This window comes from Sphingomonas sp. P4_G2, from assembly GCF_056401155.1.
Genome location: NZ_JBFUJY010000005.1, coordinates 198485 through 220981, shown reverse-complemented (window position 1 = coordinate 220981; position 22497 = coordinate 198485). Strand labels below are relative to the sequence as shown.

Below are 22497 nucleotides of genomic sequence, written 5' to 3'. Positions count from 1 at the left end.
TTGGTCCTCAAAGTTGGGGAATTGGAGTGCCGGGCACTTTGCCCGCCCTATAACAGGCTTCGACCAGCGCCATAGTCCGCCAGGCGTCATCGACGCGAGTAGCAAGCACCTCGTCCTCGCCCGCGGCGAAACGCTGGAGATTGGCCATCGGGCCGATGAACGCGTCGGGGAACCAGGCGCCCGCGAGCGCGACCTGCTCCCACGGTCCGCCACGCGGGGCGAGCCAGAGTTCGTCGGGCTCGCCCGCCGGATAATCGAGCAGCACGCCGAGCTTGGCCTGGGTCGCGCCGTCTGTGCCCTCGACCCGGAAGCTCGCGTCCTGGTGACGGCGGCCGAAATCGTGATGATGGTTGATCGACAGCAGCACCCGGAGCGTGTCGCCGTAATCGAGCAGGATCGACGTCCGCGTGTCGGCGAGTTCGCTCGACGGATGGCCGAAACTCCGCGCGAACACGCCTTGCGGGTCGCCGATCAGGGCGCGGATCGTGTCGAGATAATGGATCGAATGGCTGACGATCTCGACCCGTGGATTGGGCTTGAGATGCGGAAACAGATGCCAGGGCGTGACGAGGTTGATACGTATCTCGACCTCGACCAGCTCGCCGAGCCAGCCCTGTCGAATCGCATCGGCGATCGCGAGCATCATCGCCGAATAACGTAGCTGGAAATTGACCGATGCGGTGAGCTCACGCGCTTCTGCCATACTCCGGATCGCAGTCGCTTCGGCGAGGTCGAGCCCCATCGGTTTCTGCAGCAACACCGCCGCTCCTATGGGCAGCGCCTCGAGGATCGCCCGATGCACCACCGGCGGCGCGGCGACGTCGAACACCGCATCGGCCCTCGCCGCTTCCTCGATCGAGGCGAAGACGTGCGGCACGTCCCATTGCGCCGCGAGCGCCCGAGCGCGATCCTGGTTGAGATCGAACAGGCCGGCGACGTGGAACCCAGCCTTGCGATAAGCGGGCAAATGCGCGTCGGCGACGATGCCGCCGGTACCGATGATCACGATCGGCCGCGGCTTCGAGGGCATCGGCCATTGCTGCTGGAGCGCGGTCATGACGCCCCCCTTGCCTGTGCCTCTGCGATGAGATCCGCCGTCGCGCGATCGGTCGTCACCGCCGCGGTCATCAGATCGTCGACGATATGGCTGATCCGCGCCAGGTCCGCCGTCAGCGGCATCTCGCGGGCATGTTCGTGCAGCCATTCGAGCCGGTGATAATAAGGCATGAGCGCGTTGATCTCGGGATCGGTCCAGGTCGAGCGCCGCACGCCGATCGCGCCTTCTGTCGTGGTCAGCCGGTCCATTGGCGCGGTGGCGCAATGGCGGAGGAAATCCCAGGCGAGTTCTTTGTTCGCCGATCCCGATCCGATCGCGAGCACCCAGAAGACGTTGAGCGACACGCTGCGCCCGCCCGGCCCCGCCGGCAGCGGCGCGACGTCGACCAGTCCGCGCACCCGGCTGTCCGCGGCGGTATCGGCATGGGCAGCGAAGCCGAACCAATTGGCCATCAGCGCGACCTTGCCCTCGGCGAACAGGCTCCCTGATTGGACGCTGTCGAGCGAGCGGCAGTCGGGGGCGATCGCATCTTGGTCGGTCGCCAGCATTCGGAGAAAATCGAGCGCGGCGTGCGCGGCCGGGGAGGTGAAATCCGGCCGGCCGGCGGCGTCAAAAACTTCGCCGCCGCGCGACCAGATTTGGATGCAGAAATCGTAGAAGCTGTTGTGCCCGTCGGGGAACAGCGCCAGCACTGTGCCGTAGCGGCCGCTGGCGGGGTCGTGATGCTGGCGTGCAAGGGCGTGGAATTCCTCCCAAGTTGCGGGAGGTTCGGCGATCAAGTCCTTGCGATAGATCAGGCATTCCGGGCCGTCGTGATAGGGCATGGCCCAAAAGCCGCCATCGAACCGCTGCAGCCCGGTCAGCGACTGGCTCCAGGCGTCGGGAAAATCGGCGATCGGTGCGCGCGCCATGTGCGGCGTCAGATCTTCGAGCAGATTATCGGCAACCGCCTCGGCCAGCCAGTCGGTGTTGAGGAAGGCGATGTCCCATGCGCCGGTCGCAAGCCCGCGCTGTCCGATCACGCTTTCGTGCAACGGGTTGAGGTCCATCGGCACCGTCTCGAGTTCGGCCTCGACGCCATAGCTGCGCGCAAAATCGGCGAATTGCGCGGCAATCGCGCTTTCGAACGGCCCAAAGCGGCGAACCGCGATGCGGAGCTTCGCCATTAGCCGGCCTCCGCCACGGCAGGAGCGGTGGGCGCAGTGTCGACCACGGCGCGGCGCGCGCGCCGGCGGTCGCCACCGACCGTGTAGATCGCGGCTGCGGCGATCACCACCGCGCCCTCGATCAGTCCCTGATAGCTGGCGCCGAGGTCGAGCACGTTGAATCCGTTGGTCAGGGTGAACAGTAACAGCGCGCCGATCACGGTCTTGAGCACGCTGCCCGCGCCGCCCAGCAACGAGGTGCCGCCCAGGATCGCGGCGGCGATCACGGTGAGTTCGGTACCCTGGAGCGCGGTCGGGTTGATCGCGCCCAACCGACAACCGAACAGCACGCCGGCGAACCCGGCTGCCGCGCTCGACAGGACGAAGGCGCCGAGCTTGTAGGCATGGACGTTGATCCCCGACAGCCGCGCCGCCTCGGCATTGCCGCCGACCGCGTAGATGCGTCGCCCGATGACGGTGAAGCGCAGCACCGCCCAGACCGCGACCGTGAACAGCGCGAGATAGACGACGGGCGCCGCGACGGTGAAACCCCTCCCCGCGAGCAGCGCCAGCACCGCGACGACCACGCCTGCCAGCGCGTCAAGCGGCCGCCTCTTCCACGCCGCGAGCGCCAGCAGCGCTACTGCGAACAGCAAGGCAGCCCAGAAGATCGGCACGCGCGTGCTCTCGAACGCCAGCATCTGCTCGAGCACGTCGGGGCGCTCGACCATCAGCGAGCGTCCATCGGTCAGGACGAGCACTAAGCCCCTGACCGCGGTGAGCGTGCCGAGCGTGACGATGAAGGCATTGATCCCGACGAACTGGACGATCGCGCCGTTGAAGATGCCGACCGCGATCGCGGTGACGATCGCGGCGCCGGCAGCCAGCGGGAAGCCGATGCTCGGTGCCAACCCGACCAACACCGCCGCGGCGAGCGCCGCGACCGACGCCACGGACAAGTCGAACGCGCCGGTGATCAGCATCACCGTCATCGCCACGCCCATGATCCCGACCAAAGATGCCTGGTAGACGATGTTGCCGAGATTCTGCGGCGACAAATAATTGGGCAAGCCGCGCGATTGCGCGATTGCCGCGAGCAACGCGAGCAGGATCAGCAGCGCGTAATAGACGCCCGCTTCTCGCAGACCGAAGGTCCGGCGCCAGTCGATGGTTCGGGTCATGCGGCGATGTCCGTTCTGGATTGGGTTCCACTGGCGAGCTGGATCAGCCCGGCCTCGTCAGTCGTCGCCGGATCGACCTGGGCAACGATCGCGCCGTCGCGCATCACCAGGACGCGATCGGTGACGGCGAGCAATTCCTCGAATTCCGAGCTGACCAGCAAAACCGCCAATCCCTGATCGGCAAGGCGACGGATCAGCCGCAGGATGTCGGTGCGTGCGCCGATGTCGATCCCGGCGGTCGGCTCGTCGAGCAGCAATAGGCGCGTGCGCGGGGTCAGCCATTTGGCGATCACCACTTTCTGCGCATTGCCGCCCGAAAGTTCGCCCACCAAAGCCTCTGCATCGGGCGCCTTGATCGCGAGATCGTCGATCGCGGCGGTCGCCACAGCGCGCTCGCGACGCGGCGCGATCAGCCAGCCATTATGCGGCAAAGCGATGCTCTCGGCGATCGTCATGCCAGGAATGAATCCCTGCGCAGCGCGATCCTCCGGCACCAAAGCGATGCCCGCAGCGACCGCTTCGGCCGGATCGCGGCCCACTTCCTCCCCGCCGAGCAGGACGGTGCCCCGCGCCGCGGGATCGGCACCGAAGATCGCGTGGAGCAATTCGCTGCGACCCGAGCCGAGCATGCCGGCGATGCCGACGATCTCCCCGGCAGCGATGGAGAAAGTCGTCGGCGCGAGCTTTCCGGGCGAGGCGAGGTCGCGAACATCGAGCAACGCGCTACCTGCCGGAGGGGGCCGCTCGACTCGTTCGAGCGCCGTAACCGAGCGCCCGGCAATCGCCGCCGCGATCGCCGCTTCGTCGAGGTCCGCCGTCCGCGCGTCGAGCACCGCACGGCCATCACGCAGCACGGTGACCTCGTCGGTCAGCGCGACGATCTCATCGAGGAAGTGCGAGACGAACAATATTGCCCGCCCCTCGCCCGCCAGTCGGCGGATAGTGCGATAGACCTGCTCGCGCTCGTCGCCCGCGAGCGACGCGGTCGGCTCGTCCATGATCAGCAAGGCGGGGTCGCTCATCAGCCCCTGCGCGATCGCGACCATCTGGCGCGTGCCGATCGGCAAGTCGCCGATGATCGCATCGAGATCGAACGGGTCGCCCAGCGACTGCGCGACCGCCATCGCCCGGTCGCGCGCGGCACGGTCGATGCGCCATCCGCCGCGCTGCTCGAGCAGCATATTCTCGAGCACCGACAAGGTCGGGACGAGCGGAATATGCTGATAGATGGTGGCGACGCCTCCGGCCCGCGCGGCGCGCGGATTGGTCCAGCGCACCGGCTCGCCGCGCCACTCGATGCTGCCGCCGCTCGCCGGGATCGCGCCCGCCAGCACCTTGATCAGCGTCGACTTGCCGGCGCCATTCGCGCCGAGCAGCCCATGAACCTTGCCTGCGCGCACCGTCAGATCGACCCCGCGCAGCGCGATGGTGCCGTTGGGCCAGACCTTCTCCAGCCCGCGCAATTGGAGGAGCGGCGCGTCTACCATTGCCCGACGCATTCGCCGATCGTGGCGCGCGTGACCGCCGGGATCGGATAGGTGCGGAAGCGCGGCGTATTGCCATTCCTGTCATGGAGCGCCGCGAACGCCAGGGCACCGAGCGCCTTCGGCTTGAAGCAGACCGTACCGTCGACCGCGCCGGCTTTGATCGAGGCGATGCCGAGCTTCGATCCGCCCACCCCGATCAGCCGCGCCCGCGAGCCGCCGGCGCGGACCGCGCGCGCGCAACCGATCATCATGTCATCGGCCTCATTGTAGAACAGGTCGATGTCAGGATGCGCGGCGAGGATGTTCTGGCACGCTGCCTCGCCGCCTTCGCTGGTCCAATTGCCGGGCTGCGATGCGACGACGACGTAGCGTGCGCCTGCTGTGTCGAGCGCCGCGCGGAATCCCCGGGCGCGCTGCTCGACCTCGGGGAATCCGGCCGCGCCCTCGATGATCGCGATCCGCGCCAGCCGGTCGCGCGGCAGCCAGCGAAGCGCCAGGCTCCCCGCCGCGCGCCCCGCCGCCACTTCGTCCTGCGAGGCGAGCGCGACGAGGCCGGGATAGACGTCTTCGACCGATCGCGTCTTGGGATCGCCGACCAACGCCGCCACCGCCGCGATCGGTACGTTCTGCGCATTGGCACGGCGCACCCAGCCCTGCGCAACCACCGAATCGAGCGGCATCACCGCGATTCCGGCGACGCGCTGCGCGATCAGATCGTCGATGTCGTTGGCCTGTTTCTGGACGTCGCCCTTGGCGTCGAGCACCACCGCGCTCGCCCCGGCCCGCGCCGCAGCGTCGCTGAACCCCTTGGCGATCGCTGCGGCGAAGGGATAGCTCAGCCCGACCGTCGACAGGCCATAGCGCGGCCCGCCAGTCCTGCTGCTGCTAACCACGCCCGCCTCCGCCCGCGCCGCCTGTCGTACGCCGACCAACGACGCTGCCGCCACCGCGGCGACCATCACGCATAAGGCTATCGGGATCGGGCGCAGCCGCATCGTTCAGTCGGCCGGACGGCGCGCCACGAGATAGAGATGCTCGCACGCCAGCACGGTCTCGCCGCGCTGGTTGCGAACGTCGACCGCTTCGGTAACGACGCCGTGCAACGCTCTTTTGGGATGGTCGCGCTTGTCGGCGATGCGCGTGATCGTCGTGATCGTATCGCCGATATGCACCGGGCGGATGAAGCGCAGCCGATCATAGCCATAGGACATTGCGTGCGGGTTGATCGTTGTCGCGGTCAGGCCGATGCCGATCGAAAAGACCATCGTGCCGTGAGCGATACGCTGGCCGATGTCCTGGGTCGCGCACCATTCGGCATCCATATGATGCGGGAAGAAGTCGCCGGTATGGCCGGCATGGACGACAAAATCGGTCTCGGTGATGGTGCGGCCGAAGCTCGTGCGCTCCGACCCGATCTCATAGTCCTCGAAATATTGCTCGACGATCATTGGCCAAGTTCCCGGTCGATGGATAAGCGGTCGGCCCCGAGCCGGGGCGCCGCGCGCGGAGACGTAAGGATCGCGCCGTCGACGCGGATCGGGCAGCGGGTCAGCGTCAGCGCCGCGCCATCGAGCGAGCGCACCTGTTGAGTCGCATGGAGCGCGGCGAAGGCGGGTTCCGCCATCAGCGCCGGCCAGTCGAGCACCGGCGCCGCCCAGATTCCGGCGGGCTCGAGCAACGCCAGCCAATTGGCGGTGGCGCGCGTTCTGAGATGGTCGCGGATCAGCGCCTTGATCGCGTCGCGGTCGGCGAACCAGCGGTCCACCGGAAACCCCGCCAGCACGGGCAGATCGATCACTTCCCCCAGCCGATCGACCGGCGTCATCGCCAGCGCGAGATAGCCGTCGGCGGTGGAATAGATGCCATAGGGCGCGGCGAGATAGACATTGCCATTGGCCAATTCGCTGCGCGCCGGCATCGCGCCGCCGCGGTTGAGATGCACCGAGAGATGTTCGAACTGGAGATCGATCGCGGTCTCGATCAGGCTGACATCGACCCGCCCGCCCTTGCCCGTCACCCCGCGCCGAACGAGCAGCGCCAAGATGCCTTGGCAAAGCTGCGCGCCCGCCATCATGTCGGTGATCGACAATCCCGCGGGGACCGGCGCGCCGTCGGCGTCGCCCGACAACCAGGCAATGCCCGACAGCGACTGGACGAGCAGGTCCTGTCCCGGGCGATCGCGCCAGGGCCCATCCGGACCATAGCCACTGACACCGGCATAGATCAGCCGTGGGTTGAGCGCGGACACCTGGTCCCAGCCCAGCCCGAGCCGGTCCATGATCCCGGGCCGGAAATTGTGGATCAGCACGTCGGCGCGCGCGATCAGCGCTTTCACCGCGGCGAGATCGGTCGCCTGCTTGAGGTCGGCGGTGTAGCTCAGCTTGCCGCGGTTTATCGCGTGGAACAGTGCGCTGTCCTGATCGAACGCGGTGTCGGCGAGGAACAGCGACCGGCTGGCATCGCCGCCGTCGGGCCGCTCGACCTTGATCACCCGGGCGCCGAGATCCCCGAGGCGCAGCGCGCAGGATGGGCCGGCGAGGAACTGGCTGAAATCGAGCACGGTTATGCCGTTGAGCGGCAATGCGCCGGGCGATCCATTCCCGCCTCCATCCCGCATCGCCGCTTCCACTCGACCAGCTCCTAAAAAGTATGACTATATTATCTTTGTCGAACTGCTATTGGCGGCCGAATGGCGAGTCAACCGTTTCCCGAACGGGCGACGATCAAATCGATGGAGCAAGGCGCGACTATGCGCGGCATGACCTGGAACCATTCCCGCGGCTACGATCCGCTGGTTGCCGCATCGATCGAATGGAAGGCGCTGACCGGCGAGACGATCGAGTGGGACCAACGCTCGCTCCAGGATTTCGAAAGCTATCCGGTCGAGGAGCTCGCGCGGCGCTACGACCTGATCGTGATCGACCATCCGCATGTCGGACAGGTCGCCACCAGTAATTGCCTGCTGCCGATCGATGAGGCGATCGATCCCCCGACGCTGGAGGGGATCGCGTCCGGCTCGATCGGCGGATCATATGAGAGTTACACCTGGGCGGGGCATCAATGGGCGCTGCCGATCGACGCCGCGGCGCAGGTCCAGGCCTGGGTGCCATCGCGCATCGCGGCGCCGGTGACCGACTGGCGGGCACTTGCCGCGCTCGCGGCGGATGGCCGCGCCTCGCTGCCGCTCAAGCCGCCGCATAGCCTGATGAGTCTGTTCACCTTGTGCGGGCTCGCCGGCGTGACGCTCGACGGCGCCGGCGACGACCTCTTCCCCGCCGAGGCCGCACGCGCATATGATCTGCTCGCGACGCTCGCCGGACAGGTCGACGAGCAGGCCTATGCGATGGACCCGATCGACATGCTCGAGGCGATGGCCGATCCTGCCGGCAAGCTTGCGATCGCGCCGTTGATTTACGGTTATGTCAGCTATGCGATCGACGGGCTCCGGCCGGAGACGGTGCGCTTCGCCGACATTCCCGCGCTCGATCACGGCCCCACCGGATCGACGCTCGGCGGCACCGGGATGGCGGTGTCGGCCTATGGCCGCAATCCGCCCGCCGCGGCGCGCTTCGCCGCCTGGGTCGCCAACGGCAAAGCGCAACGCGACCTCATCGCGCGGCACGGTGGCCAGCCCGGCCACGCCGATGCGTGGGACGCGGACAGCGTCAACGCCGCAACCAACGATTTCTACCGCGCCACGCGCGCGACGCTCGACCGTGCCTGGGTCCGCCCGCGGCATGACGGTTATATGCCGTTCCAGCACGCCGCCTCCGAACGGATCAACACGGCGCTGCGCGGCGGCGAGCCGGCGGTGGAGGCGATCGCGGCGCTCAACCAGCTCTATCGCGCGAGCCGATGACCGCCCCGCTCGACGGTCTTCTCGTCATCGACATGGCCCAGTTCCTGTCGGGCCCGTCGGCGGCGTTGCGCCTCGCCGATCTTGGTGCGCGTGTGATCAAGGTCGAGCGGCCCGATGGCGGGGACATCTGCCGCACGCTCTATCTCAGCGACACCGATCTTGCCGGCGACTCCACGCTCTTTCATGCGATCAACCGCAACAAGCAGAGCCTCGCCGCCGACCTCAAGGACCCGACCGACGCGCGGCGCGTCCAAAGGCTGATCGACCGGGCCGATGTCGTCATCCAGAATTTCCGCCCCGGCGTCGCCGACCGACTCGGCTTCGGGCCGGCAGCGCTGAGGGCGCGCAATCCGCGACTGATCGTCGGCAGCATCTCCGGCTATGGCGAGGATGGTCCCTGGGCCGCTTTGCCCGGCCAGGATCTGCTCGCCCAGGCCTTGTCGGGCGCGATGTGGCTGAGCGGCAGCGCGTCGGACGGCCCGGTGCCGTTCGGACTGTCGGTCGCCGACATGCTCGCCGGTCATGTCCTGGTCGAAGGGATATTGGCCGCTTTGGTCCGGCGCGGGATCAGCGGTAATGGCGCGACGGTCGAGACCAGCCTGATCGAGGCGATGGTCGACCTCCAGTTCGAGGTGCTGACCACCCATCTCAACGATGGCGGCCGGCTCCCACAACGCGCGGCGGTCGACAACGCTCATGCCTATCTCGCGGCGCCATACGGCGTCTATCGCACCAGCGACGGCTGGCTCGCGCTGGCGATGACTCCGCTCGATCTGCTCGGGCGATCGCTCGACCTCCCGCTCGCCGGCCGCGACGCCTTTGCCGAGCGGGACGCGATCAAGGCGGACATCGCGGTGCTTCTGGCGGGCTGCACGACCCAGCCATGGATCGAGCGGCTGCGCGCGGACGGCATCTGGTGTGCGCCGGTCAGCGACTGGCCGACTTTGCTGACGGAAGAAGCCTTCACGCGGCTCGACATGCTCCAACGCCTCAAGCGCGGAGCCACGCCGATCACTACTACGCGCGCGCCCATTCGCGTGAATGGCGCGCGCGTCGGCACTTCGGCCGCAGCACCGCGCATCGGCGAGCATAGCGAGGCTATCGTCCGCGAATTCTCGCTCGACGACTGAGCCACACGTCCGAAGAAAAAGGGCACGAACCAGAGGTTCGTGCCCAGTCGGAGGTTCAGGGGAAGTACCGGCCGGATCTTCAGCTCCCCCTTGAGCAGAGCATCCGGCCGGATGGGGTATTCTCGTCGGATCAGTATTTCAGGCGGACGCCGATCATGAACTGTCGATCGTCGATCGTGAACTGCCCGGGCCGGGTCTGGACCTGATAATATTGCTGAATCTGCGTGCGCAGCAGGTTCTGCGCATCGAACGACAGCGTGAAGTGCTTGGTCACGTCGATGTTGAACGACGCGTCGAGCCAACCATAGCCCTTGGTGTAAACGGGCCAGGTGAAGGTGTGAAGCCCGCCGGCCGCGTCCGTATAGGCACCGCCCAGGATGCTCGACAGGAATTTCGAGCGGTAGTTGTATGCGACGCGCAGCGATACGCCGTTCTTCTCGTAGATGCCGACGATGTTGTAGCTCGTCTTCGACAACTGAGTCAGAGGTGCCGAGAAACCGACCAGCGACGTCGGCGCCTTGCTGTCGGCATAAGTGAAATTCGCCTGCATCCCCAGGCCCGACAGGAAGCCCGGCAGGAAATCGAAGAACTGCTGATAGCCGACCTCGAAGCCCTTAACCTTGCCGTCGCCGGAATTCTCCGGCGCCGACAGCGTATAGCCGGTCAGCCCGCCGATCGTCACACCCGTCGTCTGGCGCGTGAAGATGAAGCCCTGGACGTCCTTGTAGAAGCCGGCGGCGTAGACCGATCCGGTCTTGTTGAAATACCATTCGAGCGAGATGTCGGCGTTGTTCGCCTTGATCGGGCTCAAATTGGGATTGCCCTGACTGGCGGCAAGCTGGCCCGGCACCACGGTAAGCGCTGGCGAGAGCTGGCTGAAGTCGGGTCGCGTAAGCGTCTTCGATGCGGCCAAACGGAGCTGGAGCTTGTCCGTCAGGTGGATGCGGAAGTTCGCGCTGGGCAGCCAATCGTCATAGCTGTTGTGGACCGAGACCGGCTCGACGACATTGGGCACGACCGGGGTCAGTCCGCCACCCGGAAGCGTGGTCGTTTTCAGCTGATTGCCGACGATCGTGTCCTTGGTCCGGACATATCGGACGCCGATATTGCCATCGACCGGACCGAATTTGAGGCTCGCCATCGCATAACCGGCCCAGACGGACTCGTCGGCATTGAATGCGGCAAGTTGCGAATTGACCGATGTGACCGATGGAGCAAGCGCGCCCGTCAGACCGAGCTGGCTCAGGACACCCTGGAAGTTGTTCGCCAGCTGGCCGACCACGGCGTAGGGATAGTTGCGCTGGAAATCGAGGCCGGCAGCGGTCTTGTCGTAGAAGTCGCCATAGCCATTGGCCTGGAACAGCCCCGGATACGCTGCCGGGTTCGTGTTCGGCGTCTTGCCGGTATAACGAAGCGGGTTGTTCTGCGCGATCGTGCGGTCCGAATACCGGACCCCGAACTTGATCGAACTCAGCCAGCTATCGACCTTGTATTCGCCATCCAGTTGCGCGGCCGCCTCATGCCCGGAATAGTGATTCTCGTTCCGCGTCAGGTTGCCGACCTTGTACTTGCTGAGGTCGGAGAGGTCGTACGCTCCCGTCGATGACGACGGCGGATTGGTCCCCAATTGCTGCGTGATGGTGGGCACCGTGGTGACCAGGTCGAGCTCGGTATACCAGAGATCGTTGGTCGACTTGGTATAGGTGCCGTCCGCGGTCAGCGTGAATTGTCCGCTGGTCCATTTGCCATTGAGCGAGATGGACCTGTTCTCGTCCTTGAAGTCGCGCTCGGTGCTGCCGGCGGTCAGCGACTGATTGGCATAGGTGACCTGAGAAATGTCCTGCGTGCCCGGAAAGGTCGTGGCGCTGCCCGGCACGACTGCGGTACCGGCGCTCTGGAATAGCGCGTTATATTGCTGCTGCGTCGCCTTGAAGCGTTGATATTGGCCCTCGATCAGGAATTCGAGATTGGGCGCCGGCCGCCACTGGAAAGCCGCATTGGCGCCGATACGTTCGCGTTCGCCGGTAATCAGCACCTGGTTGTTGCCGTTCGGCGCAAACACCTGCTGCCCGGCAATGACGTTCAGCCGCGATCCCGGTGCGCCGGTCGAATCGAGGTCCTGACGATACGGTCGCAATTGGTACGAGACGCTGATCATCGCCCCCATCTCGCCAATGCCCGTGTGCCAGCGGTCGCTAAGCAGGACCGAAGCGGACGGCTTCGATTTGCCGATCAGATCGCCATAGAAATTCCGCAGGGTCGCGCTCGCCGAGAAACCGGGGAGATCCAGCGGTCGCCGCGTCCGGATATCGACCAAGCCGCCCAGGCCGCCTTCGATCAGGTCGGGGCTCGGTGACTTGTAGACGTCGATCCGGCTGATCAGTTCGGCCGGGAGATCTTGCAGGTTGAAGGTGCGGCCGCCGCCGGCGGTGAAGGTCTCACGCCCGTTGAGCGTGGTTTCGACCTGGGGAAGGCCGCGAATGGCGATCGAGCTGCCCTCGCCCACGTCACGCGACACCTGGACGCCGGTAATACGCTGCAGCGCCTCGGTGGCGTTGTTGTCGGGAAGCTTGCCGATATCCTCGGCGACGATCGAATCGACGATCTGCGAGGCAGTGCGCTTGCGATCTGCCGCACTGGCGATCGACGCACGGACGCCGGTGACGACGATCTCCGCCGGAGCCGAGCCGTCGGCAGTCTGCGGTGCCGGATCGGCCGCCTGGGGCGCAGGTGTGCCCGCGTCCTGCGCATGCGCCGCGCCGGCGGTGAGGCCGATGATCATCGCGCCAAGCGCGACTCCACAACGAATCTGACCGGAATAGTTCATTCCTCTCCTCCCAAGGCGGTTTCGGCTTATCTGCCGTGCTTGATTTATAGTACTAATTATCGTGATATTGTATGATTATATGCTTGTCAATCCTGGTCAAAGAGCGGCCGTCTCGGGAAGAAATCATGATTTATCATGCTGATAAATTGCGAGATTCGGAGGAACGTCGATGGGGTTGAAGCGACAGACTAAGCGGGCTAATTATGTCTGAGTTATTGGAGACATTCCTTGATAGACGGTTCCATCCTGATCGGTGCAGAGGCGCGCCAGTCCGATACCCGCTTCACCTCGGTCGACCCCGCGACCGGTGAGGCTCTGCGGCCCGATTTCTCCTCTGCCGGAGCCGAGGCGGTGGACGCGGCCTGCGCGCTCGCCGAGGCAGCCTTTCCCGCCTATGCGGCGATCACACCCGAAAGGCGCGGCGCGTTCCTCGATGCCGCGGCGCAGGCGATCCTCGACATCGGCGATGAATTGATCGTTCGTGCGATGCAGGAGAGCGGCCTGCCTCGCGCCCGGCTCGAAGGCGAGCGCGCGCGGACCGTCGGGCAGCTTCGCCTGTTCGCGTCCGTCGTCCGCCAAGGCGACTGGCTTGACGCTACGATCGATCCGGCTCTTCCAGACCGTCAACCGCTGCCGCGCCCCGATCTTCGGCGGATGAACCTCCCGCTGGGGCCGGTTGCCGTATTCGGCGCGTCGAACTTCCCGCTCGCCTTTTCGGTTGCGGGCGGCGACACCGCTTCGGCATTGGCGGCCGGGTGTCCAGTGGTCGTGAAGGGCCATCCCGCGCATCCCGGCACCGGGGAGTTGGTAGCGCGCGCGATCGCCGCGGCGGTGGCGTCGAGCGGCCTGCCGGCGGGCGTCTTCTCCTACCTTCCTGGCGAGACCAACGCGCTCGGTGGGGCGCTGGTCGCGGATCCGCGGATCAAGGCAGTCGGCTTCACCGGATCGCGCGGCGGCGGTTTGGCGCTGGTACGGATCGCGGCGACGCGCGCCGAGCCGATCCCGGTCTATGCGGAGATGTCGAGCATCAACCCCGTCATCCTGTTCCCCGCCGCGCTCGCCGCGCGCGGGCCAGCGCTGGCGGAGGCGTTCGTCGCCTCGCTGACGATGGGTGCTGGGCAGTTCTGCACCAATCCGGGCTTGGTCATCGGGCTCGACAGTCCCGATCTCGACGCATTCGTCGCGGCCGCGGGCCGGGTGCTCGAAGGCAGCAAGTCCTCGACCATGCTCACCCCGGGCATCCACGCCGCGTTCGAGAAGGGTGTCGGCGCGCTCGCCGGACATGACGCCGTCCGCACCGTCGCGCGAGGGTGCGCCTGCGACGGCGCCAACCAGGCAGTGGGCGCGCTGTTCGAGACGAGCGCCGAGCAGTTCCTCGCCGATTCAGCGCTGGGCAACGAGGTGTTCGGCGCGTCCTCGATCGTCGTGCGATGCCGCGACACTGCCGAGCTGGCGAAAGTCGTTACCGGGCTCGAAGGACAATTGACCGCGACGATCCAGATCGATCCGGCCGACGAATCCGCTGCCGCGGAAATCCTGCCGCTGCTGGCCCGCCGGGTCGGCCGCATCCTGGCCAACGGCTGGCCGACCGGAGTCGAGGTCGCGCATGCCATGGTCCATGGCGGGCCCTTCCCCGCAACCAGCGACAGCCGCACCACGTCGGTCGGCAGCAAGGCGATCGAGCGCTTCCTGCGTCCGGTCTGCTTCCAGAATCTGCCGGCCGGCCTGATCCCCGCCGCGATTGGCGACGCGAATGAATGGGGGATCGCCCGCCGCATCGACGGCCAGCGTGAGGAGTCGCCGAAATGATCCGTTCCCTGATCCAATTCGACGATGGTGCGCGCGGCGTCGCGGCTTTGGATGACGACGGGGCGCGCCGCGTGACCGGTGCGACGACGACTCTAGCGCTGGCGAACGAAGCAATGGCGGCCGGCGTGTCGCTCGCCGAACTCGCGGGCGCGCGGCTGGGGGAGGCGGTCGATCTTGCCGGCGTCACCCTGCTCTGTCCGATCGACCATGCCGACCCTGCGCACCTGCTGGTCAGCGGCACTGGCCTCACTCATCTCGGCTCGGCCGAGGGGCGCGACAAGATGCACCGCGCGGCGATCGAGAATCCGGCACCGACCGATTCGATGAAGATGTTCCTGATGGGTGTCGAAGGCGGCAAGCCCGAGACCGGCGCGATCGGCGTTCAGCCCGAATGGTTCTACAAGGGCGACGGCGCGATCCTGGCCGCGCCCGATGCGCCGCTCGCCATGCCCGATTTCGCGCTCGATGGCGGCGAGGAACCCGAGATCGCCGGGATCTATCTGATCGCATCGGACGGCGCACCGGTCAGGATCGGCTTCGCGCTGGGCAACGAATTCTCCGACCATGTCACCGAGCGCGGCAATTACCTCTGGCTCGCGCATTCGAAGTTGCGCGCTGCCGCGCTCGGCCCGGAATTGCTGCTCGGCGAGCTGCCCCAAGATGTGCGCGGCACCAGCCGCATCCTGCGCGACGGCGCAGTGATCTGGGAGAAGCCGTTCGTCTCAGGCGAGGCGAACATGTCGCACAGCATCGCCAATCTCGAGCACCATCATTTCAAATATGCCGGTTTTCGCCGCCCTGGCGATCTGCACGTCCACTTCTTCGGCACCGCGACGCTGTCGTTCAGCGACGGGGTGAAGACCGAGCCGGGCGACGTGTTCGAGGTCGAAGCACCGCCCTTTACGCTGCCGGCGCGCAACCCGCTCGCGCAGGAGGACCCAATTCCGGTGGCGGTGCGCAGCTTGTGAGCATTGTCACCGGGATCACGACCGCATAGGCTGGCACGGTCGATGGATGACGACCGCCCCCCTCCCGCGCCACGCATCCATGGTACGATCGCGCGCAAGCTCGGCATCGAAATCGTCGGCGGCATCCGCAAGCCCGGTGACATATTGGACGGCGAGATCGAGGCGAGCGAGGATCTCGGCATCTCGCGGACCGCTTATCGCGAGGCGATCCGTATCCTGGCCGCCAAGGGATTGGTCGAAAGCCGGCCCAAGGCAGGGACGCGAATCACGTCACGCAACCGCTGGAACCTGCTCGATCCGGATATCCTGGCCTGGACGTTCGAGGGCGAGCCCGACCCCCAGTTCATCGTCGATTTGTTCGAGCTGCGCGAAGTGATCGAGCCCGCCGCCGCCGCCTTCGCGGCGCAACGGCGCAGTGACCGCGATCTGGCCGAAATGGCCGAGGCGCTCAACGGCATGCAGGCGTTCGGCCTGGCCGACGAACGCGGGCGCGCCGCCGACCAGCGTTTCCACCGCGCCATCCTGGCCGCCGCGCGCAACGAGCCGCTGACCGCGCTGGCCAGCACGGTCGGCGCGGCGGTGAGCTGGACCACCAAGTTCAAGCAGCGCCGCCGCAGCCTGCCGCGTGACCCGCTCCCCGATCATCGCCGCGTCCATGCGGCGATCGAAGCGAAGGATAAAGATGGCGCGCGGCGCGCGATGACCGACCTGCTGCGACTAGCGCTGACAGATATGGAATTGCCGGGGGGGGGAGTAACAAAGCGCCCCTCCCTGTAAGGGAGGGGTCGGGGGTGGGTGCGCGCGTCTGCGCGCCCAAAAGACTCAATAACCTATCGGCAAAACAGTATCGGACGAGGCATCGAGCCTCGCCCGATACTCACCCACCCCTTAATCCCCTCCCTTAAAGGGAGGGGAAATTGGAGCGTCAGTGATTGTCGCGCGGCAGGCCCTTGGTCTGGGCGATGCGCTGATAGGCCTCCGCCCCTTCCAGGATGGCGCCGCTGCCGAGCTGGCCCACCACCGCGCGCTGGATCTCCTGCCACGGGGTCTGCGACGCGGGATAGCGATAGCCCCCCGCCGCCTCCAATGCGCGCCGCCGCTCGGCGAGCTCGGCGTCGTCGATCAGCACGTCGGCAGTGCCGCGCCTGAGGTCGATGCGCACGCGATCGCCGGTCCGGAGCAGCGCCAGCGCACCGCCCGCCGCGGCCTCGGGCGAGGCATTGAGGATCGAAGGACTGCCGCTCGTGCCGGACTGGCGGCCGTCGCCGATGCACGGCAAGGCATGGACTCCGTCGAGGATCAGGTGGGCGGGCGGCCGCATGTTCACCACCTCGGCCGCGCCCGGATAGCCGATCGGCCCGGCGCCGCGCATCACCAGCAGGGTCCCGGCGGTGATGTTGGAGGCGGGATCGTCGATCCGCGCGTGATAATCCTCCGGCCCGTCGAACACCACGACCGGCCCCTCGAACGCTTCGGGATCGTCGGGGTTCGAGAGATAGCGCTCGCGGAATTCGGGCGAGATCACGCTGGTCTTCATGATCGCGCTGTCGAACAGATTGCCTGACAGGACGACGAAGCCGGCGTCTTGCATCAGCGGATCGTCGAACCGGCGAATGACCTTCTCGTCTTCGATCGCGGCGTCGCGGCAATTGTCGCCCATCGTGCGGCCGTTGGCGGTCATCGCCTCCTCCGCGATCAAGCCGTGCTGGATCAATTGCGCGACCACCGCCGGAACGCCGCCCGCGCGGTAATAATCCTCGCCCAGATATTCGCCGGCAGGCTGGAGATTAACCAGCAACGGGATGGCGTGGCCATGGTCCTGCCAGGTTTTTAGCGGCACTTCGACGCCGATATGGCGCGCGATCGCGGTCAGGTGAATCGGCGCGTTGGTCGATCCGCCGATCGCCGAATTGACCGCGATGGCGTTGAGGAACGCCTCCTTGGTAAGGATATCCGACGGTTTGAGATCCTCCGCGACCATCTCGACGACGCGCTTGCCGGTGCGATAGGCGACTTCCTGGCGGTCGCGATACGGGGCCGGGATCGCCGCCGATCCGGGCAGCGACATGCCGAGCGCCTCGGCCAGCGAGTTCATCGTCGTCGCGGTGCCCATCGTGTTGCAATAACCGGTCGAGGGCGCCGACGAAGCGACGAGGCGGATGAACTCGGCATCGTCGATCTCGCCTGCCGCGAGCAGCTGCCGCGCTTTCCAGACGATCGTGCCCGAGCCTGTCCGCTCGCCCTTGTGCCAGCCGTTGAGCATCGGCCCGACCGACAAGGCGATCGCCGGGATGTTCACCGTCGCCGCCGCCATCAGACAGGCGGGCGTCGTCTTGTCGCAGCCGATCGTCAGTACGACGCCGTCGATCGGATAGCCGTAGAGCGTCTCGACCAGACTGAGATAGGACAGGTTGCGGTCGAGCCCGGCGGTGGGGCGCTTGCCGGTTTCCTGGATCGGGTGGACCGGGAATTCGAGCGCGATGCCGCCCGCCTCGCGTATCCCTTCGCGCACGCGCTCGGCGAGCACGAGATGATGGCGGTTGCAGGGACTGAGGTCGGATCCGGTCTGCGCAATGCCGATGATCGGCTTGCCCGATTGCAACTCCTCAAGACTGAGGCCGAAATTCAGGTACCGCTCGAGATACAGCGCGGTCATGTCGACATTGTCGGGATTGTCGAACCAGGCGCGGCTGCGGAGCTTGGGCTTGTTGTCGGAGGGCATTCAGGGCTCCAGGGGAAATTGGACGAGGCGCGAGGCGGGCGCGAATTTCATGAATATCAATACATTATGCATGCCGCCCCTCCTTTCGATACCGACCGGATTGACCGCGGCACGAGCGATATATAATCAGACAATTAGCCAAGGCACAAGCTTTGCGGTCGTACAAAGGAAGAGGAAGATGGCAGGTCCCGCGGCAACTACCCCGCGTCAGCAGGTCGAAATGCCGAGCGGCGGCAGGTACGGGCCGGCGCTCGCCTTGCTCGCCAGCCTCTTCTTCATGTGGGGGTTCATCACGGTCATCAACAATACGTTGCTGCCGCACCTGAAGAGCGTGTTCGAGCTCAATTACCTGCAGACCACCCTGATCGAATCGACCTGGTTCGTAGGCTATCTCGTCGCTTCGATTCCGGCGGCCAAGCTGATCGAGCGGATCGGCTATCAAAAGGCGCTGACGATCGGGCTCGCGGTGATGACGGTGGGGTCACTGGGGATGATCCTGGCGGCCATTCTGCCTTCCTATGGTGTCACGCTCGCCTCCCTGTTCATCGTGTCGTGCGGAATCGCATTGCTCCAGGTCGCCGCCAATCCTTATGTCGCGGTGATCGGCTCGCCCCAGACCGCGGAGTCGCGGCTCACCCTGGTCCAGGCGTTCAACACCACCGGCGACGTGCTGGCGATCGTGTTCGGCCGTTATCTGATCCTCGCCCGCACCACCGCCGGCACTTCGGCCGAGGGTGTCCAGCTGAGCCACGCGCAGCGCATGGCCGACGCGCAGGCGACCGAATTACCGTATCTGATCGTCGCGATCGTGCTCGCGGTGCTGACCGTCGTCATCGCCCGCGCCAAGCTGCCCGCGCTGGGCGCGGCGACGCAGCGTGCCAATGCCGAGGAGCGCAAGCATCTGTCGCTGTGGAAGCACCGCAACCTGATTCTCGGCTGCGGCGCGATCTTTCTCTACGTGCTGGCGGAGATCGGCGTCGGCAACCTGTTCATCAACTTCGCGTCGCAGCCCCATATCGCCAACATCACCCATGAGCAGGCCGCCTTCTACCTGACCTTCGTATGGGGCGGGATGATGGTCGGCCGCTTCGCCGGTGCGTGGATCATGCGCTATTTCGCGCCGGAGAAGGTGCTCGCATTGTTCGCCATCGGGGCGCTGGTGTCGGCGCTCATCGCGACCTTCGTGCCTGGCCCGACGGCGATGTATGCGCTGATCGCCGTCGGCCTGTTCCACTCGATCATGTTCCCGACGATCTTCGCGCTTGCGATCCGCGGCCTGGGACCACTGACCGAGGAAGGATCTGGATTGCTGATCATGTCGATCGCCGGCGGTGCGCTGGTCTTCATCCAGGGCAGCGTCGCCGACAATTTCGGCATCCAGCTCGCCTTCATCGTCACGGCTTTGTGCGAGATGTATGTGCTGTATTACGCGCTGTGGGGCTGCAAGGTGACCAACCCGGCGTGACGGCCGGGCAGAATCAGCAGCCTACCCCTTCCGCACGCGCGGCCCAGCGGATCGCGCCGCTGATCATCTTCTGGTGGAGCGGTTCCGAATAGGTCTCCGCTTTGTGGCCGAGTGCCGAGAAGAACACCCGCCCGCGACCGACGCAGCGCGTCCAGATCAGCGGATGGAGCTTGCCCATCCGCACGCGCTCGGGAAACGGTTCGTAGCTGCTCTCGTCGAGCGTCGCGAGGATGTGGGTATCATTGCCGGTCGGCACCCGATCGAACGAATACCATTCCTCGGTCCGCACCCATTTCGCCGGCAGGTCGCGCGTCGCCGGGTTGCTGCGGTCGATCACGTCGATCGTCCCCTGCTGGAACTGCTTGGGCCGGCCGGTATGACCGATGAACTGCGCACCGATCAACGTGGTCGGGTACCAGCTCCAGTCATATTGCGGGTCGCCGCCAGCGCCGTGGAGCAGCACCACACCGCCGCCCTTTTCGACCCATGTCTTGAACGCCGCACGCTGATTATCGTCGAAGATCGTCCCGCTGGTGCTGCTGAGCACGACCACTGCGAAACGCGCGAGGTCGCGCGGGTTCATCACGGCAGCATTCTCGGTCTCGAATACGTCGCGATGCTGTTTGCGGACGAGCCCGACGAGCACCGTCTTCGCGGCGGCGATCTGATCGGGATCGCGGAAGCCGTTGGTCTTCGAAAGCACCAGCACCGCGCCCTTGCGCATTGCCGGGATCGGCGGTGGGACGGTGTCCATAACCGGCGTCGGCCAATTGCGCGGATCACGCGGCGGTGGCGCGACCGGCGCCGGACTTGTGGCCTGGAGGGTGATCGCGAACACCAGCGCAGCACGCAACATCATGGCCTCACTCCCCCGTTTTTTCCGGTTGTCCGCAGACGATCACCACTCGAACGCATCGCCGGTCGTACGTTCCGCGATCAGGAACGCGTCCGCCACGAGCTGAAGCGGCCGCAAGTCGACATCGCTTTTCCCGGTCGCGACCAGCTCCGCGAAGCGCCGATAGAGACCGGGATATTCGGTGTCCGCAGCTTCGCGCGGCGGCTCTCCGGGAAGGCGCAGGATCGAGCCGCCCATCGACAACACCATCGTGCCGGCATCGGTATCGACTTCGATGTCCCAGGTCTGTGGGCCGGTCTGCAGGAAATCGAATTCGGCCGACACTGGTACGGCGCCTGTCAACATCCCGAGCGTCGCCTTGAGTGGCCCCTGTCGGCCGGCAGGAACGCTGATCGTCGCGGTGTCCACGCGCCAGGGCTCGGGCAGGATCCTGGTCGCGATCGACAGGGCATTGATCCCGGGATCGAACACGCCGAACCCACCCGCCTCCAATATCCAATCCTGCCCCGGATGCCAGCGGCGGATATCCTCGCGCCACGCGATTCGGACCGCATCGATCCGTCGCCCGGCGAGCCAGGCGCGCGCCGGTTCAACTCCCGCTGCTTCACGCGAATGCCATGTGGCGAACAGCACCACGCCTTTTGCCTGCGCCAGTTCGGCCAGCGCGACCGCTTCGGATACCGTCGCCGCCGGCGGCTTCTCCATCATGACATGCAGCCCCGCCTCGATCGCCATGCGCGCCTGATCGAAGCGGCCACGAGGCGGCGTGCAAAGCGATACGGCATCCAGTGCGACATCGCCGCCGAGCATCGCGTCGATCGTCGGGAAGTTGGCAACGCCATCGAGTGTCGCGTTGCGGCTGGCGATCGCGACAAGATCGTAGTCCGCGTTCGCGGCGAGCGCCGGCAGATGCTGATCCCGCGCGATCTTGCCGAGGCCAACCAGTCCGATCCGCAACTTCTTCATGCCCACTCCATGCCCAAATAAATACTCATACATATTCCTATCGGCCGGCCGGCCTGCTAGCAACCACGTATCAGTTGGGCGCCGACTTGAAGGCCAAGCGGGAGCACACGTGCCGCGGGAATCGATGCATAGCGACGTCCTCAGTCTAGGTAGAACCGCCATGCGCATCCGCACCCTCGCCTCGCTGATCGTCTTGCTTCTAGCGCCAGTCGCGGCTCATTCGCGCGACGAGCCGGATGTTTGCGCCGCGGATCCGGCGATGCCCCCGGGAGTGACGGCCTATCAGGCTGCCGCCGACGCCGCCCGCGCTGCGGGACGCAAACCGACTCCACCCGCTCCCGAGGTGGGTGCCGCTTATGCCGCCTGGCAGCAGAAGCTGTTGGCGGTCGATTTTCCTAATGTCTGCCGATACCGGGCCGCCAACGCCGCCCTGCCGCCCGCGACTAAGCGCCGCATCGTCTTTTTCGGCGATTCGATCACCGAGCGGTGGATTACGCTGCGCCCCGGCTTCTTTGCCGGTGATCGGGTGGACCGTGGCATCGGAGGACAAACCACGCGGCAGATGATCGGCCGGTTTCGCGCCGACGTGATCGAGCTCCATCCCGCCGTCGTGCATATCCTGGCCGGGATCAATGATCTCGCCGGCGCGACCGGTCCGACCAGCCTGTCCGAGATCGAAGGCAATCTCGCTTCGATGGCCGAGCTTGCGCGTGTGCACAAAATCAAGGTTGTGCTGGGCGCGGTCCTTCCCGCACACACGCTCGGCGGCCGGCCGGGGCACGATCCGGCAGCGGACATCGCGTCGCTCAACGCATGGCTTCGGGCCTATGCGGCACGCGAGGGCTTCAGCTTCGTCGATTATAATGCGGCGCTCGACGACGGCACATACGGACTATCGTCGGCCAATTCGGCCGATGGCATCCACCCGACCGCCGCCGGTTATGCGATCATGGAGCCGCTGGCGGAGAAGGCCTTCGCCCGCGCCGTTCGCTGACACAGTGCAAACTTCCCCCTGTAATTAATCA

At 66.1% G+C, this 22497-nt stretch carries 18 protein-coding genes; 7 read left to right on the top strand and 11 right to left on the bottom strand.

All coding sequences use genetic code 11. The features are described 5' to 3' along the window. Positions 1-7 precede the first annotated feature (7 nt). From AC1DRD_RS15655 to AC1DRD_RS15625, 7 genes are read right to left on the bottom strand one after another with little or no spacing between them, the layout of a single operon-like run. On the bottom strand, positions 8-1057 hold the full coding sequence (locus tag AC1DRD_RS15655; protein ID WP_478042064.1) for a Gfo/Idh/MocA family protein: 1050 nt from the start codon (positions 1055-1057) through the stop codon (positions 8-10). Beyond that, the gene (locus AC1DRD_RS15650; protein ID WP_478042063.1) at positions 1054-2223 is read right to left on the bottom strand and encodes an extracellular solute-binding protein; all 1170 of its coding nucleotides are present in this window, start codon (positions 2221-2223) and stop codon (positions 1054-1056) included. The genes AC1DRD_RS15655 and AC1DRD_RS15650 overlap by 4 nt, the downstream gene beginning before the upstream one ends. After that, positions 2223-3383, bottom strand: coding sequence for an ABC transporter permease (locus AC1DRD_RS15645; protein WP_478042062.1), 1161 nt, complete (start codon positions 3381-3383; stop codon positions 2223-2225). Before AC1DRD_RS15645 ends, AC1DRD_RS15650 begins: the two co-directional genes overlap by 1 nt. Next, a complete protein-coding gene (locus tag AC1DRD_RS15640) occupies positions 3380-4870 on the bottom strand; it encodes a sugar ABC transporter ATP-binding protein (RefSeq protein WP_478042061.1) in 1491 nt (496 codons plus the stop codon). The genes AC1DRD_RS15645 and AC1DRD_RS15640 overlap by 4 nt, the downstream gene beginning before the upstream one ends. Then, on the bottom strand, positions 4864-5865 hold the full coding sequence (locus AC1DRD_RS15635) for a sugar ABC transporter substrate-binding protein (RefSeq protein ID WP_478042060.1): 1002 nt from the start codon (positions 5863-5865) through the stop codon (positions 4864-4866). The genes AC1DRD_RS15640 and AC1DRD_RS15635 overlap by 7 nt, the downstream gene beginning before the upstream one ends. A gap of 3 nt (positions 5866-5868) precedes the next feature. Beyond that, positions 5869-6318 carry a MaoC family dehydratase gene (locus tag AC1DRD_RS15630; RefSeq protein ID WP_478042059.1) on the bottom strand — a complete coding sequence of 150 codons (450 nt, stop codon included), beginning with the start codon at positions 6316-6318 and terminating at the stop codon, positions 5869-5871. Next, a complete protein-coding gene (locus AC1DRD_RS15625) occupies positions 6315-7487 on the bottom strand; it encodes a CaiB/BaiF CoA transferase family protein (protein ID WP_478042058.1) in 1173 nt (390 codons plus the stop codon). Before AC1DRD_RS15625 ends, AC1DRD_RS15630 begins: the two co-directional genes overlap by 4 nt. 72 nt (positions 7488-7559) lie before the next feature. On the opposite strand from AC1DRD_RS15625, the gene AC1DRD_RS15620 reads away from it, so the two are divergent. Then, a complete protein-coding gene (locus AC1DRD_RS15620) occupies positions 7560-8729 on the top strand; it encodes an extracellular solute-binding protein (RefSeq protein WP_478042057.1) in 1170 nt (389 codons plus the stop codon). Next, positions 8726-9859 (top strand): CaiB/BaiF CoA transferase family protein, encoded by a 1134-nt coding sequence (locus tag AC1DRD_RS15615; protein WP_478028766.1) that lies wholly within the window; start codon positions 8726-8728, stop codon positions 9857-9859. The genes AC1DRD_RS15620 and AC1DRD_RS15615 overlap by 4 nt, the downstream gene beginning before the upstream one ends. Positions 9860-9989: 130 nt before the next feature. Here the strand turns inward: AC1DRD_RS15615 and AC1DRD_RS15610 are convergent, their stop codons facing one another. After that, a complete protein-coding gene (locus tag AC1DRD_RS15610) occupies positions 9990-12686 on the bottom strand; it encodes a TonB-dependent receptor (RefSeq protein ID WP_478042056.1) in 2697 nt (898 codons plus the stop codon). Between the two features lie 228 nt (positions 12687-12914). Between AC1DRD_RS15610 and AC1DRD_RS15605 the strand changes: the two genes are divergently transcribed. The 3 genes from AC1DRD_RS15605 to AC1DRD_RS15595 are packed head-to-tail and all read left to right on the top strand — an operon-like array spanning position 12915 to position 16240. Then, a complete protein-coding gene (locus AC1DRD_RS15605) occupies positions 12915-14495 on the top strand; it encodes an aldehyde dehydrogenase (NADP(+)) (protein ID WP_478042055.1) in 1581 nt (526 codons plus the stop codon). Beyond that, positions 14492-15463: an AraD1 family protein gene (gene araD1, locus AC1DRD_RS15600; RefSeq protein ID WP_478028763.1), complete on the top strand. Its 972-nt coding sequence runs from the start codon at positions 14492-14494 to the stop codon at positions 15461-15463. The genes AC1DRD_RS15605 and araD1 overlap by 4 nt, the downstream gene beginning before the upstream one ends. Before the next feature lie 42 nt (positions 15464-15505). Next, positions 15506-16240: a FadR/GntR family transcriptional regulator gene (locus AC1DRD_RS15595; RefSeq protein ID WP_478042054.1), complete on the top strand. Its 735-nt coding sequence runs from the start codon at positions 15506-15508 to the stop codon at positions 16238-16240. Between the two features lie 148 nt (positions 16241-16388). On the opposite strand, the gene AC1DRD_RS15590 is transcribed toward AC1DRD_RS15595, so the two are convergent. Further along, positions 16389-18185 carry an IlvD/Edd family dehydratase gene (locus AC1DRD_RS15590; RefSeq protein WP_478042053.1) on the bottom strand — a complete coding sequence of 599 codons (1797 nt, stop codon included), beginning with the start codon at positions 18183-18185 and terminating at the stop codon, positions 16389-16391. A gap of 178 nt (positions 18186-18363) precedes the next feature. Here AC1DRD_RS15590 and AC1DRD_RS15585 point away from each other — a divergent pair, with 178 nt between their 5' ends. Beyond that, positions 18364-19650 (top strand): sugar MFS transporter, encoded by a 1287-nt coding sequence (locus AC1DRD_RS15585; RefSeq protein ID WP_478042052.1) that lies wholly within the window; start codon positions 18364-18366, stop codon positions 19648-19650. 13 nt (positions 19651-19663) lie between these two features. On the opposite strand, the gene AC1DRD_RS15580 is transcribed toward AC1DRD_RS15585, so the two are convergent. Both AC1DRD_RS15580 and AC1DRD_RS15575 read right to left on the bottom strand, forming a co-directional pair. Then, positions 19664-20509, bottom strand: a complete 846-nt coding sequence (locus AC1DRD_RS15580) for a ThuA domain-containing protein (RefSeq protein ID WP_478042051.1) — start codon at positions 20507-20509, stop codon at positions 19664-19666. A 39-nt stretch (positions 20510-20548) separates the two neighbouring features. After that, the gene (locus AC1DRD_RS15575; protein WP_478042050.1) at positions 20549-21472 is read right to left on the bottom strand and encodes a Gfo/Idh/MocA family protein; all 924 of its coding nucleotides are present in this window, start codon (positions 21470-21472) and stop codon (positions 20549-20551) included. Positions 21473-21632: 160 nt separating this feature from the next. On the opposite strand from AC1DRD_RS15575, the gene AC1DRD_RS15570 reads away from it, so the two are divergent. After that, positions 21633-22466, top strand: coding sequence for a GDSL-type esterase/lipase family protein (locus AC1DRD_RS15570; protein ID WP_478042049.1), 834 nt, complete (start codon positions 21633-21635; stop codon positions 22464-22466). Positions 22467-22497 lie beyond the last annotated feature (31 nt).